The organism is Amphritea atlantica, assembly GCF_024347255.1.
GTDB classification, from domain to species: Bacteria; Pseudomonadota; Gammaproteobacteria; order Pseudomonadales; family Balneatricaceae; genus Amphritea; species Amphritea atlantica.
The window spans coordinates 1,903,887-1,916,625 of the sequence record NZ_AP025284.1; the positions used below are offsets into that span (position 1 = coordinate 1,903,887).

A 12,739-nucleotide genomic window follows, 5' to 3' on the forward strand; every position below is an offset into this window, starting at 1 on the left:
TGTTAAAATAGCATATAAAACAAAAACTTATTTTATAAATAGAACCCTTCAGCCAGTTATAGTATGAACTAACTTTAGCAGATTGTCTCTTAAAAGAGACTCGTAAACAGCTAAAGTTCATCAAATGTTTATAAAACAATGACTTAGATGGTTATGAATTTAAGACAGGGGGGGCTGAGCCGATAAAACTATTGCCCTCTGGTTCCTGTAGAACCGGATTGCTTAAACGGCCAATACCTTCGATCTCTATGGTGACCTGATCCCCAGGTTTCATATATCCCCTTGGCTTCATTTTCACACCGACTCCGCTACAGGTTCCGGTGGCGATCACATCCCCGGGTTTCAGGGTGCAGACGGCGGACAGGGTGGCAACCAGTTGATAGCAGTTGAAGATCAGATGGCGGGTGTTGGAGTGTTGCCGGAGTTCATCATTCAGCCAGGTTCTGAGTTCCAGGTTGTGTGGCTCCAGGCTATCGGATGTTACAATCCAGGGGCCCATAGGGCCGTGGCTGTCAAACGATTTCCCCAGAGTCCAGGTGGGGGATTTGATCTGCCAGTCCCGTACGGAGACATCGTTGACGATGGTATACCCGGCAATCGCCCGGGGAGCATCCGCAACACTCACGTTGCGACAATACTGTCCAATCACCAACGCCAGCTCGCCCTCATAATCCAGTTTGTTGGACAGATTGGGCCGATAGATGGGCGCACCAGGATCGGTGACGCAGCTGGACTGCTTATTGAACAGGGTTGGAAACTCCGGCGTTTGCAGGCCCGTTTCCGCGATGTGATCAGCATAGTTGAGGCCTACCCCGATAAACTTTTCCGGCTGTGGTACAGGGGCCAGCAGAGTAACCTGGTCCAGATCCAGTGCTTGATGGGCGCTTTCTTCAATCGTTTCCAGAAGGGGCCGTAACTCATTCAGTTGGCAGAGTAGTTCAGTCATAGAGCCTGAACATAACGTGCTGGGTATAGGCGTTATATGTTGCTCTGTTACTATACCAAGCTGTTGTTTTCCTGAATAAAGAAATCGTGCGAGTTTCATGAAGAGCGGTTCCTGATTATCTGCAAACGGAGGGACATTGTAGCAGAGCTTATCGACAGAGTTCAGTTGTAGTAACCCTTTCAGATGCGACCGTTGCAGAGTATGCTAAGGGCCGCTTATTCACCAATGAATTGCCTGACCGATGATCCGAAAACTCTTCAAAATAACTGTTCTTATGACGCTAATCTCGCTGGTCGGGTGCGCGGTGGAAAAGACTCAGCCTTTTCCGTCGCAGATCGCTCTTCAGAATCTGGCCGGAGTGGTGGTTGAACGGGCAGGTGCTTTATGGTTTCAGCCCTGCAATGAAAGGCTATGGTGGCCGGTTCAGGATAACACTGCTCAGCAGGAGCTGACCGCTTTCTACCGAAAGTTTACTCTGTTACGCAGTGAGGCGCTTTATGTCGAGTTGATTGGAGGCACTGATCCGCAACAGGATAATATGCTGCGGGTGAAAACCGTGGAGACTGTCGGTGGCACTGCGCAAACCTGTAATTTTCGTCTCGAAGGTTTGCAGTACAGAGCAGCCAGCAGTGACCCTGTCTGGGTAGCTGATATTATGGCGGATCAGGTGATTGTGAAGAGTGTCACCCCGGCCGGTAGCTATCGTTTTCGTACCGCAAATGAAACCGGAAAGGATTCCCCCGCAGACCGTGATACATTAACCCGTTCGAGAGGCACGGCAGAAGACAGCGAGTCCACAGCGGTGCAGCCAGATTCAGCTGTTGTTGCGGTATACCGTGAAACCCAGCCGACAAAGCGACCGCTAGAAATAAAAATTCTTCAGCGTCGCTGCAACGATGCGGCAACCGGAACGGTGTTGCCTTTTACTGCAGAAATGCGTTTTTTTGGCCGCCTCTACAGGGGCTGTGCCAGAAAAGGGCATCCTGTCAGTAGTGAGATCTACGGCTTTTACTGGTATCAGCCACCGGGCAGGGCGCAGGTGATGTTTAAGCTTTCTGCGGATCAGCGGGTACAGCTGGTAACCCGGGATGCCGGGGGCAAAACCGTGGCGGAGCGAGGCCGTTGGCAGTATCTGCAATCGGGTAAGCTGATATTCAGTATGCGCGACGCAGCCCAGCAGGAATACCTGATGTTGTTCAGTCGGGAAGCCGATGGCCAGTTGGTATTGCAAACCGGTTCAGAACATCTGGTCAGCTATGGGGCGACATTTAAATTGTGGCGGCCTTCCGGGCTCAGTGGTGGTCAGCTGCTGAGTAATCTGCCAGCCACAGCGAAAGGCATTGAGCCGGGTGCTTCCACTGACTATATGGTGCCTGAAACAGCGTCCGGTGAGCAGCATCAGGCTTCGTCATCCCTGATGCAGTCGCCAGAGACTCAGTCAACAGTGAAACCGTCGCTGCTGACCAGTCCTCAGGTGCAGGCCGCTGATATTGATGATGAGCTGTTGCATGAGATTATTGTTAATGACGCTGCCGCAGGCGCTGAATAAGTGGCTCTGGCGATTCAGGATAATAGCTTCAGTAGCAGGTCTTTGGCCTGGTTGATCTCTGCTGCCAGATAATCGCTGCCGCCGCGGTCAGGGTGAAGCTTTTGCATCAGTCGGCGGTGCGCCTCAATCACCTCTTCTTTTGAAGCACCCGGCTCAAGCCCAAGAATCTGGTACGCCCTGTCACTCTCTGATAGTTCCGAGTTGTTGCTGTTCTGGTCTGCGGTGTCATCTTTGCGCCAGCTATCGCCAAAACGCTTGTCCAGATAGGTCTCAAGCAAGCGGGCAGACTGCTTATCGGTTTTACGGCAGTAGTTGAGTAGTTCGATAAACTCCGACTCACTCAGGGTTGCCAGTTGTCTGCCCTGCAGAGGGCCTTCAATGACTTCCCCCTCAAGGGAGCCGCTATCGTGATCCAGCCGCATCTTCAGAATACGGCTGTTGACTTCAGAACGGTTGGCGCCACCCTGCTGTTTAGATTGGTAGTGCCGGAAGAGTTTTCCCAGCAGAGGAAACAGGGGAATAAAACGGCGGACGAATGGCAGGGAGATAGCCACCAGCGCCGCAATCCAGTTAAGCTTTCCCGTGACCAGCAGATAGAGGAGTGCTGCCATGATAACCCCTGCCAGCAGCATCAGGTTGGCTTTGCGCTGATCCGCAGGGGATTTGCGGCGCAACCAGAGAATCCAGCCCAACAGGATTAATCCGAGCAGTATAAGAACGATTGGGTTCAAGAGGCTGATCCTTGCTATTTAAGCTGGTGGGTGAGTTGCAGTATATCGGGGTGGCCTTTTTTGGCATATTCGAGCAGGGCCCGACGTCCTCCGGTGGCATATATCGCTACTGCACTGAGCAGTGCTTTCAGGGTGGCTGCACTGCTATTATCAAAACGGCAATATGCGCCGCCTGATAACCTGCTCATCTGTTTAAAAGCATGGGCGGCGGTGATGTCATGTCCCTCCTGAAAAATAAACAGAGGGGTCGAGTGGATACCGAGCTGGCCCGCCAACTGACAGAGAAAGTCTACCGGTTCTTCAACGCAGTCTCCGATAAAAATGATCGCCTGAACCGGTTGCTGCCGGGTCTGTTTCAGACAGTGTTCCAGCAGTCGGGCTATCTGGGTATGGCCTCCGAGGCACTTAACACCGTTCATACGGTTGAGCAGACTGTTGGTATCCTGCAGCCAGGGACTGGCGCTGAACTGGTTCATTCCGCCATAGTGGCATAGCTGGATCGAAAGCTGTCCCAGCTCCCGGGTTTGCAGAAACATCTCACTTTGCAGATGACAGGCATGATCCCAGGTCCTTTCGCGACTGGCGGTGGCATCCAGAGAGAAGATAAGCCGGGCATCACCGGCGGCAGGCACGGCGAGTTGTTGTGCCTGTTGCAGAAACTCTTCAATATCCTGATCACTGGAAACCGTAGTCAGAGGGTGTTTTTCTCTCATATAGTGTCAAACCTGATGTTTTGATCGAATAACGCTGTTCTCCCTGAAAGTCTGGCAGAAAAAAAGGGGCCTTGCAGCCCCTTGTTGTATTGAATATCGAATGGGTTAGTTGATATCACCAATATAACGGGCTCTTTTTTTCGCTTTAAGGTAATCCATATCCACCAGAACCAGCCCATCTACACAGAAATTAAAGTCGGCATCAACGCCAAAATCGAGGAAGCGAACGCCGCCCTCTTCACAGACATCGGCATACTGCTTGTAGAGGGTAGGGACCGCGCAGTTGAGGCAATCCATCTGCTGCTTCAGTGTTTTGAAATCCTCTTTATAGTTGCTGCCGCTGAAAAGTTTTTGCAGATCGGCGATGGTCTCGGGTTTCAGTGAGTAGGGGGTGAACGACTTTCCCAGGTTATCCCGATCTGGAAAATACAGACTGTAGAAAAACACCAGCAGATCCCTGGCGTGTTGTGGATAGCTGTTACTCAGGCTTACCGGACCAAACATATAGCGGACTTCGGGGTGACGTTTAAGATAGGCACCGATGCCATACCAAAGGTAATCAAGGCTGCGTTTGCCCCAGTACTTAGGCTGTACAAAGCTACGTCCCAGCTCGATACCCTGTTCGAAAAATTGCTGCATAGCGGGACTGTAATTAAACAGCGTCGAGCTGTACAGCTGATCATCTTCACTGTTATTCATCTTCCAGGCCTCCGCCAGGCGGTAAGCGCCGACGATCTCCAGCTCCTCTTCATCCCAGAGGATCAGGTGGCGATAGTGGGAGTCGTAGCGATCCAGATCGAGCTTTTCTCCGGTACCTTCGCCGACACAGCGGAATGAGACTTCCCGAAGCCGGCCGACTTCACGCATGACGGCTGAATCGGCCTGATAATCGAACAGATAGATGCGCTTGCCGTCTGCGGTCTCCCCCAGCAGTTCGGATTGCTTGAGCTCTTTTTTCAGCGCTTTACGGTCCTGTGGATGGGCAATGGTCTTTTCAGTTTTGAACAGTGGGCTCTTGCCTCTGGCCAGACGGTACAGGTGTTTGCGTACCATCTTGCTCTTTTCCACCCCGGACACCGGGAGTTTATCCAGTTGGCTGTAGGGGATCGGTTCGCCCACTTTAAACTTGAGATTCATGGCGTGTTTGTTAAACATCTCTCTTGGCAGCAGAAGTGCCGCCAGTGCCCGGTTGATACCGGAGATGGTATAGAACAGTGAGGAGTTCTTGCCGCCGATGAAAATTGGCAGGATAGGGCTGTTAGTCTTTTTGGCAAAGTGCAGAAAGCCCTGATTCCAGTTGCTGTCTTTTATGCCCGTGGCTCCTGCCCGGGACACCTCTCCCGCCGGAAACACAATCACCGCTTCCTCGTTATGCAGGGCGTTGTTGATATTGGCAATATCCTGTTTGCGGGTTGCCCGGTTAAGGTTGTCGACTGGTAGCAGCAGAGGGTTTAACTGTGAAAAGGATGACAGCATATCGTTGGCAACAATACGTACATCCTTGCGGATCTCGCCAATCATTTTTAGCAGTGCCAGACCGTCCAGAGCGCCCAGGGGGTGGTTAGCAATAATCAGCACCCGGCCACTGGAGGGAATATTCATCAGATCTTTATTGGACAGGCTGTAGGTGAAACTAAAGTAGTCCAGTACCCGGTCTATAAACTCGAACCCCTGGCAGTTATGGTTTTCCTCAAGAAATGTATTCACCTCATGCTCATGGAACAAGCGGCGCAGCATAAACAGCGCTGTTTTTCGGATAAGCGCGGGTTTTGAGGCAAATGAGGGATATTTTTCGGTGATGACCTGTTCGACGTTGATCACGTTGTCTGACCTTTCCTATAACTGTTCACATGTGCAAGTTATGTGATCTTCGTGACAGTTGGTTGGCAGAAAGGTGACTATCTGGTTACAGCCGATCAGGTCGATGGTATTCAGTTCAGATTATGGGGCGCACTAGTCGAACTCAAGAGACTCCTTCCAGAGGTCGCGGTCTTCTGTCCTGCGGCCATGATTCTTACGCCGATTCGCTTCAAAACGGATCTCATCGCGCCGGTCAAGAGTGCGTCGACGGTCCTTACCCGATCTTCGCTCGGGTATTATTCGTTTTGGTTGTTCGTGGCTATTGGTATGATCTGTTTCCATCTATAGGGCCCTTTTTGTATTACTCCTTCAGCTTAGAAGATTTTTTCGCAAATTCGAGTTCCGAATGATTTGCTATCGCACCTGTTGTTGACGGAGGCAGAGGTTTTTCTGGTTGTTTTCTTGACGTTAAGCCCGTTAATCTTCTAAATTAGCAGCTGAAATTTTTAAGCTTCACGCACATCTAAGGGAATAGACGCATTATGGACAACCTTAATACGACATTTGCTCGTCGGCTTTTCATCTCCCATCTTATTACCACTGTTGATCGCCCCAGCGTACCTGTCCTGATGGAGAAAACAGGCTGGCCCAGACGTACCATCCAGGATGTTATTAAAGCGATTCCCGGTATGGGGGTTAATATCTACTTCAAGCAGGATGGTCGACGCAATAATGATGGTTATTATGTTATCGACCACTGGGGCGCAATTAATCCGGACTGGTTGAGTCAGAATATCGATGATGTGAAGAGTACGCTGAACTTTAATTAACTGTTTTTTTGTACAGTATTTCGTAGTAGGCTTAGGAAAACGCATTCTAACCGCGTTAATCCGGGCCTGGCAGTGACAGAGACACTTCAACGAAAAATTATCCATTGCGACTGTGATTGCTTCTTTGCAGCCGTAGAGATGCGCGACGACCCCTCGCTCAGAGAGATTCCGCTGGCTATCGGTGGCTCCTCTGAGCGTCGGGGAGTGATCTCTACCTGTAACTATCCCGCCCGGAAATTTGGTATTCACTCCGCTATGGCAACTGCCCACGCGCTCAAGTTATGCCCCGCGCTGAAGGTTATTCCCGGCAATATGGAAAAATACCGTCAGGCCTCCGCTGCTATTATGGCGATCTATGAGGACTATACTGATGTGATAGAGCCATTGTCGCTGGATGAAGCCTATCTTGATGTGACTGGGACAACGCTAAAGGGGGGGAGTGCTACCCTGATCGCCCGGGAGATCCGCCAGCGGGTTAAGGACACCGTTGGCATCACCATCTCCGCCGGTGTTGCACCAAATAAGTTTATCGCCAAGATTGCCAGTGACTGGAATAAGCCGGATGGTCTCTGTGTGATTACACCCGATCAGTTGGAATCTTTTGTGCTGCAGCTTCCGGTGAAGAAAATCTATGGTGTGGGAAAGGTCACTTCAGCGAAGTTACAGCAGATGGGGATCGAGACCTGTGCTGATCTGCGAGCGTTGAGTATGGCCCAGTTGGTCGATCGTTTTGGCCGCTTTGGTAAGCGGCTCTATGAGTTGAGCCGGGGTGAGGATGATCGCCCTGTACGAACCAGCAGAGAGCGTAAGTCGATCAGTGTCGAACACACATTCTCTGCTGACCTGCCCGACATAGCCAGTTGTCTGGAACAGTTGCCAGTGATGCTGAATGAGCTTGAATCACGCTTTAAGCGGCATTCAGATCAGCGGGAGATAGCGGGCGGGGTGATTAAACTGAAGTTTGCCGACTTTACCCAGACTACAATGGAGCAGAGTGGCACTGAGTGCTCGTTGGCGCTCTATCAGCATCTGTGCCGTGAAGCCTGGGAACGGGGCAAGAAAGCGGTGCGGCTGATTGGTGTGGGTTATCGCCTGAAACCAAAGAATTCGCAAATGGCGGTCCAGCTGAAGCTGATCGAATAATATCACTGGCTTAATATCACAGGCTTGGAGGAGACTCAGATGGCTAAGGCAGACGAGGAAGGCCTGGTTTCATCCGGCACAATGTTTACCGCGCCATTGATTGGTCGCCTGGAGCAACTGCATGCCGATCCGGCGTTTCGCGATGATCACCATGCGCTTTACTGTTGCCGTCTGGCGCTGGATGCATTAGAGCAGGGGAACTATGGTGTGGCTGCGATTCTGACGGATCCCCAGGGAGAAGTGGTGGCTCAGTCGGAAAACCAGGTATTCAGTGCCGCACATGACAGCAGTGATCGCAGTCGCCAGGGTTTTAGCAGCAGGGCCCATGCTGAGATGCTGCTGATCGATCAGTTGGAAGATAACCTGATAGCACATCTGCCTCAACAGCTGACAATGCTGGTCTCTCTGGAACCCTGTCCGATGTGTCTGGCGCGGCTGCTGTTATCCGGTATTGGTTCAGTGCGGTATATTGCAGCGGATTCGCACGGCGGGATGTTGCACTGTGTTGATAAGCTGCCGCCAGCCTGGCGAAACCTGTCTCAGCTACAAACCCACTATCAGGCCCATGTTTCAGAACCGGTACGTCAGCTCGCTACCGATATCAGTTCAGCCAACCTTCCTGTATTGCGAGAGAAGCTTTTAAAGCATATCCGTCCCTAAACCTGTTTTGTGCAAATGCACAATGCTATAATCGCGCTTTTTTTCCGTCCGCTCTCAAAATCAGGAAAAGTGTTCTCCTATGCTGCAGTTGATTTATAAACGTTCTCAAAGCATGAAATCCGATGTCTTGTCTGGTCTGACCGTGGCGCTTGCGCTGGTGCCGGAAGCCGTGGCTTTTGCTTTTGTTGCCGGGGTTGAACCCCTGGTCGGTCTGTATGCGGCTTTCATGGTGGGACTGATCACCGCAACCATCGGCGGGCGGCCTGGGATGATCTCTGGTGCAACCGGAGCGCTGGCAGTGGTGATGGTCAGTCTGGTAGCGGAACATGGCATCGAGTATCTGTTTGCCACCGTGGTGTTGATGGGAATTTTTCAGATTCTCGCGGGTACTTTTCGTTTGGGGAAATTTATCCGCATGGTGCCCCATCCGGTCATGCTGGGGTTTGTAAACGGCCTGGCGATCGTTATTTTTCTGGCTCAGCTGAAGCAGTTTCAGGTTGCCGATGCAGACGGGGTGCTGGGATGGATGCAGGGACAGCAACTGGCTATCATGCTGGGTCTGGTGGTGCTGACAATGGCAATTATCCATTTTTTGCCCAAGTTAACCAACGCCGTGCCCTCAACGCTGGTGGCGATTCTGGTTGTCACCGGCGTCGTGATCGGTCTGGATATTGATTCTGCCCGTAGCGTGCAGGATGTGCTCGCGGATATGACCGGTAATCCCGCGGCAAGCATTGCGGGTGGTTTGCCACAGTTTCATATCCCCATGGTGGATATCAACGCAGAAACCCTGAAAGTGATCGTGCCCTATGCATTGATTCTGGCTGCCATCGGTCTGATCGAATCGCTACTGACGCTGACACTGATCGATGAGATCACCGAAACCCGGGGTCGTGGTAACAGAGAGTGTGTCGGCCAGGGGGTGGCCAATGTGGTCACCGGTTTCTTTGGCGGAATGGGCGGCTGCGCTATGATCGGTCAGAGTATGATCAATATCGGTTCTGGTGGTACTGGCCGGGCCTCAGGTATCTCTGCGGCTCTGTTCCTGCTGCTCTTCATTCTGGTGGGGTCAAGCTGGATTGAGATGATACCGGTGGCGGCACTGGTCGGGGTGATGTTTATCGTGGTGATTGGTACCTTTGAATGGGCCAGTATCAACCTGATGCGTAAGATTCCACCCTCTGATGCCATTGTGGTAGTGACGGTGACGGTGGTGACAGTGCTTACCGATCTGGCGATTGCAGTGATTGTCGGCGTGATTGTGTCAGCCCTGGTATTTGCCTGGAAGCACGCCAAGCATATGCGCATCGATACCAGTATTGAACAGAACGGCTTCCTCAAGGTTTATAAGCCCCATGGGCCATTATTCTTCGGTTCTGTTCAGGCGTTCCGGGATAATTTCACCCCTAAGTTTGATCCTCAGGAGGTGATTATCGATTTCGCAAACTGCCGGGTAATGGATCATTCCGGTGTTGAGGTGATCGATTCGCTGGTGGAGCGATATGAGAAGGCTGGTATCGATATCCATATTCGCCATCTGAGTAATGAGTGTATCCGTCTGCTTGAAAAGGCGGGCAGTGCTGTTGAGATCAACCGGGAAGAAGACCCCGACTACAAAGTGGCTGATGACAAGCTGGGATGATCTGCCACTTGTTATCTCCTGAAAACCCGCGACAATAGTCGCGGTTTTTACTTTAAGTGGATTTGAGAATGGATATTGGACTGATTGTCGCCTTTATTGCGCTGGGAACGATTGTCGGCTTTCTTGCGGGCCTGTTAGGCATCGGTGGAGGACTGGTGATGGTGCCGGTGCTGACATCCCTGTTTATCTGGCAGGGGATTCCTCAGGAGCAGGTGGTGCATCTTGCTCTGGGTACCTCGATGGCATCGATTGTGATTACCTCGATCTCCAGTATGCGTGCCCACCATAAAAAGGGAGGGGTGCTGTGGCCGGTAGTAAGACTTATCGCGCCGGGGATCGTGACCGGAGCGTTTCTGGCGACTTTTCTGGCTTCGGTACTCAGCTCGGCATCCCTTGGGATATTCTTTGCCTGTTTTCTGGTGTATGCGTCGGCTCAGATGTTTCTGAATATCAAACCTAAACCTTCGCGAAATCTGCCGGGCACGCCCGGGCTGTTTGCTGCCGGTAGTGTAATTGGCAGTATCTCGGCATTGGTTTCTATTGGTGGCGGGACGCTGACCGTACCCTATCTGAGCTGGCACAATGTTGATGTAAAGAAAGCGATTGGTACCTCTGCGGCCATCGGTTTGCCAATTTCAGTGGCAGGCTCCATTGGCTATCTTGTCAATGGTTTATCAGCAGATCTGCAGATCGACTACGTGTTTGGGTTTATCTATCTGCCCGGTGTCGTGCTTATCTCAATGATGAGCTATTTTACAGCGCCTGTGGGAGCGCATGTTGCCCATCGGTTACCAGTGCCGGTACTCAAGAAAGTATTTGCAGTATTACTACTGGGGCTGGCAATTAAGATGATCAGTTCAGTTATCTGATGCATTGGCCACAGAGCCGCACAATAGAGAAAGCGCTTTACTGTGGCGGATGCTAAGAACCGGTATCCGGTGGGCTGCAAAGTCTGCTAAAGGGCAAGGACTAAAAATTTCAGACATAAAAAAAGAGCTTCAGGTCCCTGAGCTCTTTTTTTAAACTGTGCTTGCTTAGCTGCCCTGTATAAAACAGGTCCATACTGTAACCTCTTCGCAATCCCGGAAGAGGCTTCCCATCCATGGAAATTTTCTGCGAAATACCAGTCAGCGTCCTGCCGATAGGTCATGTCCATATCGCGTTTATACTGCCATGTCCCCCAGCCTGTTCTTCAAGTCCATGAAGAGCGTCGATCCAACGCGGATAAGTATCGCTATATTGTGGTCGTGAGAATATAGGAAAAAGTCTTAATTTTGGCTTGAATGGGAGGCTTACCTGTCTAAAAGGGGCGTCATTGTTCAGTACTTGATTCAGATCAAGGTTTGGCGGTTAACGCCGTTTGCTCAAAAATGATGCCCGACCAGCCATGCACCATAAAATTACGGATGTTACCGTGATCGCTGCCCTGGGGATTCTCAAGTACATCGTTGTGATAGAAGCGACCAAAGCAGTTCAGGGTTTGCTGCTCTGACAGTCCATTCAAGCGGGCGAAAGCAAAGATTTTGCAGGAGCCTTCATTGGTGCCGGCTTCATTCACCAGTTCGCCATTGGTGAAGCGGGCCGGTGTGTAGTCGTAGTTTGCTGCGATAGTCGCCATTGTGTCTTCAAAATCAAAACGACCACTGTCATCAAGTTGCTCAAGAAACTGCTTAAGATCCATTCGGTATTCCTGTTGATTACTATTTTCTGCGATTTAAGTGTATTGCTCTATAAGGAGGGTTGTTCCTGCTGTTGCAGCAATGCGTGAACCAGTTCCGTGTTGGGCACATCGATGCCGAGCTGAACGGCCCGTTGTAGAACAGCACCGCTGATGCCATCCAGTTCCAGCGGTCGTCCCTTCTCTTTGTCGACCAGCATTGAGGTTTTGATCGCATCAAAGCTGCTGATCAGTTCAAACATCTCATCGACATCCTGTTTGCTGAGGATGACATCATCGGCAACGGAAACGGCGGCGACCTCCTGCATCATGCGATAAACCGTTTTGCCATAGGTGGGGTGTGATGTCAGGCTGCGGGTGTCCAGTCGGGTTAATGCTGAAAGCGGATTGACGCCATTATTAATCAGCAGTTTACGCCATAGTTCATGGCGGATATCCGCACTCAGCCGGGTAGGGATGCCCGCCTGGTTCAACACATCTACAATCGGTTCTAAGGTGCTGGGGTTGCAGGCCTGATCGCTGCTTTGGTTTGGCCAGCTACCCATCACCACCTGGGCGGGGCCTGTGGCCTCAATCTGTCCCGGCGCAATGATATGACCGCCGATGCGCACCGCCAGCCCTCCCAAAGTGCGTGGGCGTCCCAGAGCCTGTTCAATCAGAGGTTCGTTATCCACACCGTTTTGCAGTGATAAAACTGGTACCTCAGCAGTGTGCAGCCAGTCTTTCAACTGTTGCAGAATCGCTGCGGTAGCGCCCGCTTTGAGTGTCAGCAGAATAAGGTCGAAGCTGTTGCACGGGTATTGCCGTTGAAGGCTATCGATATCAACCGCGTCGACCGGTTGATTAAAACTGAGGTCAGGATGGCTTACCTGCAGTCCGTTTTGTTGCAACGCCTGCAGATGCTCGCCCCGGGCCAGGTAGCATACCTGATGGCCCTGAAGTTGCAGTCGGGCGCCGTAATAGCAGCCTATCCCACCGGCACCGATGAAAAGAAAACGCATAGTGCTACCTGCTCATATCAGTTTCTGGATGAGGGTAGCACTTTAC

13 protein-coding genes are annotated in these 12,739 nt (G+C 51.4%); 6 read left to right on the forward strand and 7 right to left on the reverse strand.

Annotated features, from left to right (window positions below; translation table 11 throughout):
• Nucleotides 1-151: 151 nt before the first annotated feature.
• Nucleotides 152-946 carry a fumarylacetoacetate hydrolase family protein gene (locus tag OCU43_RS08660; RefSeq protein ID WP_338024138.1) on the reverse strand — a complete coding sequence of 265 codons (795 nt, stop codon included), beginning with the start codon at nt 944-946 and terminating at the stop codon, nt 152-154.
• A gap of 304 nt (nt 947-1,250) precedes the next feature.
• Here OCU43_RS08660 and OCU43_RS08665 point away from each other — a divergent pair, with 304 nt between their 5' ends.
• Nucleotides 1,251-2,495, forward strand: a complete 1,245-nt coding sequence (locus OCU43_RS08665) for a hypothetical protein (RefSeq protein ID WP_139203122.1) — start codon at nt 1,251-1,253, stop codon at nt 2,493-2,495.
• A 14-nt stretch (nt 2,496-2,509) separates the two neighbouring features.
• Here the strand turns inward: OCU43_RS08665 and OCU43_RS08670 are convergent, their stop codons facing one another.
• The 4 genes from OCU43_RS08670 to OCU43_RS08685 all read right to left on the reverse strand — a co-directional run bounded on the left by OCU43_RS08670 (nt 2,510) and on the right by OCU43_RS08685 (nt 6,081).
• Complete coding sequence (locus OCU43_RS08670; protein WP_091353511.1) at nt 2,510-3,226, reverse strand: DnaJ domain-containing protein; 717 nt, start codon at nt 3,224-3,226, stop codon at nt 2,510-2,512.
• Between the two features lie 14 nt (nt 3,227-3,240).
• Nucleotides 3,241-3,939, reverse strand: coding sequence for a hypothetical protein (locus tag OCU43_RS08675; protein ID WP_091353513.1), 699 nt, complete (start codon nt 3,937-3,939; stop codon nt 3,241-3,243).
• Between the two features lie 105 nt (nt 3,940-4,044).
• A complete protein-coding gene (olsF, locus tag OCU43_RS08680; protein WP_091353516.1) occupies nt 4,045-5,760 on the reverse strand; it encodes a bifunctional ornithine lipid synthase OlsF in 1,716 nt (571 codons plus the stop codon).
• 132 nt (nt 5,761-5,892) lie between these two features.
• Nucleotides 5,893-6,081 (reverse strand): hypothetical protein, encoded by a 189-nt coding sequence (locus OCU43_RS08685; RefSeq protein ID WP_091353519.1) that lies wholly within the window; start codon nt 6,079-6,081, stop codon nt 5,893-5,895.
• A gap of 200 nt (nt 6,082-6,281) precedes the next feature.
• Here OCU43_RS08685 and OCU43_RS08690 point away from each other — a divergent pair, with 200 nt between their 5' ends.
• From OCU43_RS08690 to OCU43_RS08710, 5 genes are all read left to right on the forward strand, one after another.
• On the forward strand, nt 6,282-6,569 hold the full coding sequence (locus OCU43_RS08690; RefSeq protein ID WP_091353522.1) for a helix-turn-helix domain-containing protein: 288 nt from the start codon (nt 6,282-6,284) through the stop codon (nt 6,567-6,569).
• A 66-nt stretch (nt 6,570-6,635) separates the two neighbouring features.
• Complete coding sequence (dinB, locus tag OCU43_RS08695) at nt 6,636-7,712, forward strand: DNA polymerase IV (protein ID WP_376787866.1); 1,077 nt, start codon at nt 6,636-6,638, stop codon at nt 7,710-7,712.
• A 39-nt stretch (nt 7,713-7,751) separates the two neighbouring features.
• Nucleotides 7,752-8,372 carry a nucleoside deaminase gene (locus tag OCU43_RS08700; protein WP_091353528.1) on the forward strand — a complete coding sequence of 207 codons (621 nt, stop codon included), beginning with the start codon at nt 7,752-7,754 and terminating at the stop codon, nt 8,370-8,372.
• A 79-nt stretch (nt 8,373-8,451) separates the two neighbouring features.
• The gene (locus OCU43_RS08705; protein ID WP_091353531.1) at nt 8,452-10,014 is read left to right on the forward strand and encodes a SulP family inorganic anion transporter; all 1,563 of its coding nucleotides are present in this window, start codon (nt 8,452-8,454) and stop codon (nt 10,012-10,014) included.
• A gap of 68 nt (nt 10,015-10,082) precedes the next feature.
• A complete protein-coding gene (locus OCU43_RS08710) occupies nt 10,083-10,883 on the forward strand; it encodes a sulfite exporter TauE/SafE family protein (protein WP_091353534.1) in 801 nt (266 codons plus the stop codon).
• Nucleotides 10,884-11,350: 467 nt separating this feature from the next.
• Here OCU43_RS08710 and OCU43_RS08715 read toward each other — a convergent pair whose 3' ends face one another.
• Together OCU43_RS08715 and OCU43_RS08720 are read right to left on the reverse strand one after the other, a co-directional pair.
• Nucleotides 11,351-11,695, reverse strand: coding sequence for a HopJ type III effector protein (locus tag OCU43_RS08715; RefSeq protein ID WP_091353538.1), 345 nt, complete (start codon nt 11,693-11,695; stop codon nt 11,351-11,353).
• A gap of 47 nt (nt 11,696-11,742) precedes the next feature.
• Nucleotides 11,743-12,693, reverse strand: a complete 951-nt coding sequence (locus OCU43_RS08720) for a ketopantoate reductase family protein (protein ID WP_091353541.1) — start codon at nt 12,691-12,693, stop codon at nt 11,743-11,745.
• Nucleotides 12,694-12,739 lie beyond the last annotated feature (46 nt).

Excerpts from the sequence above, each read along its gene's own strand:
- OCU43_RS08660 (WP_338024138.1), bottom strand. The coding sequence starts at position 946 with ATGACTGAACTACTCTGCCAACTGAATGAGTTACGGCCCCTTCTGGAA.
- OCU43_RS08715 (WP_091353538.1), bottom strand. The coding sequence starts at position 11,695 with ATGGATCTTAAGCAGTTTCTTGAGCAACTTGATGACAGTGGTCGTTTT.
- OCU43_RS08705 (WP_091353531.1), top strand. The coding sequence starts at position 8,452 with ATGCTGCAGTTGATTTATAAACGTTCTCAAAGCATGAAATCCGATGTC.
- OCU43_RS08690 (WP_091353522.1), top strand. The coding sequence starts at position 6,282 with ATGGACAACCTTAATACGACATTTGCTCGTCGGCTTTTCATCTCCCAT.
- OCU43_RS08720 (WP_091353541.1), bottom strand. The coding sequence starts at position 12,693 with ATGCGTTTTCTTTTCATCGGTGCCGGTGGGATAGGCTGCTATTACGGC.
- OCU43_RS08685 (WP_091353519.1), bottom strand. The coding sequence starts at position 6,081 with ATGGAAACAGATCATACCAATAGCCACGAACAACCAAAACGAATAATA.
- OCU43_RS08700 (WP_091353528.1), top strand. The coding sequence starts at position 7,752 with ATGGCTAAGGCAGACGAGGAAGGCCTGGTTTCATCCGGCACAATGTTT.
- OCU43_RS08675 (WP_091353513.1), bottom strand. The coding sequence starts at position 3,939 with ATGAGAGAAAAACACCCTCTGACTACGGTTTCCAGTGATCAGGATATT.
- OCU43_RS08710 (WP_091353534.1), top strand. The coding sequence starts at position 10,083 with ATGGATATTGGACTGATTGTCGCCTTTATTGCGCTGGGAACGATTGTC.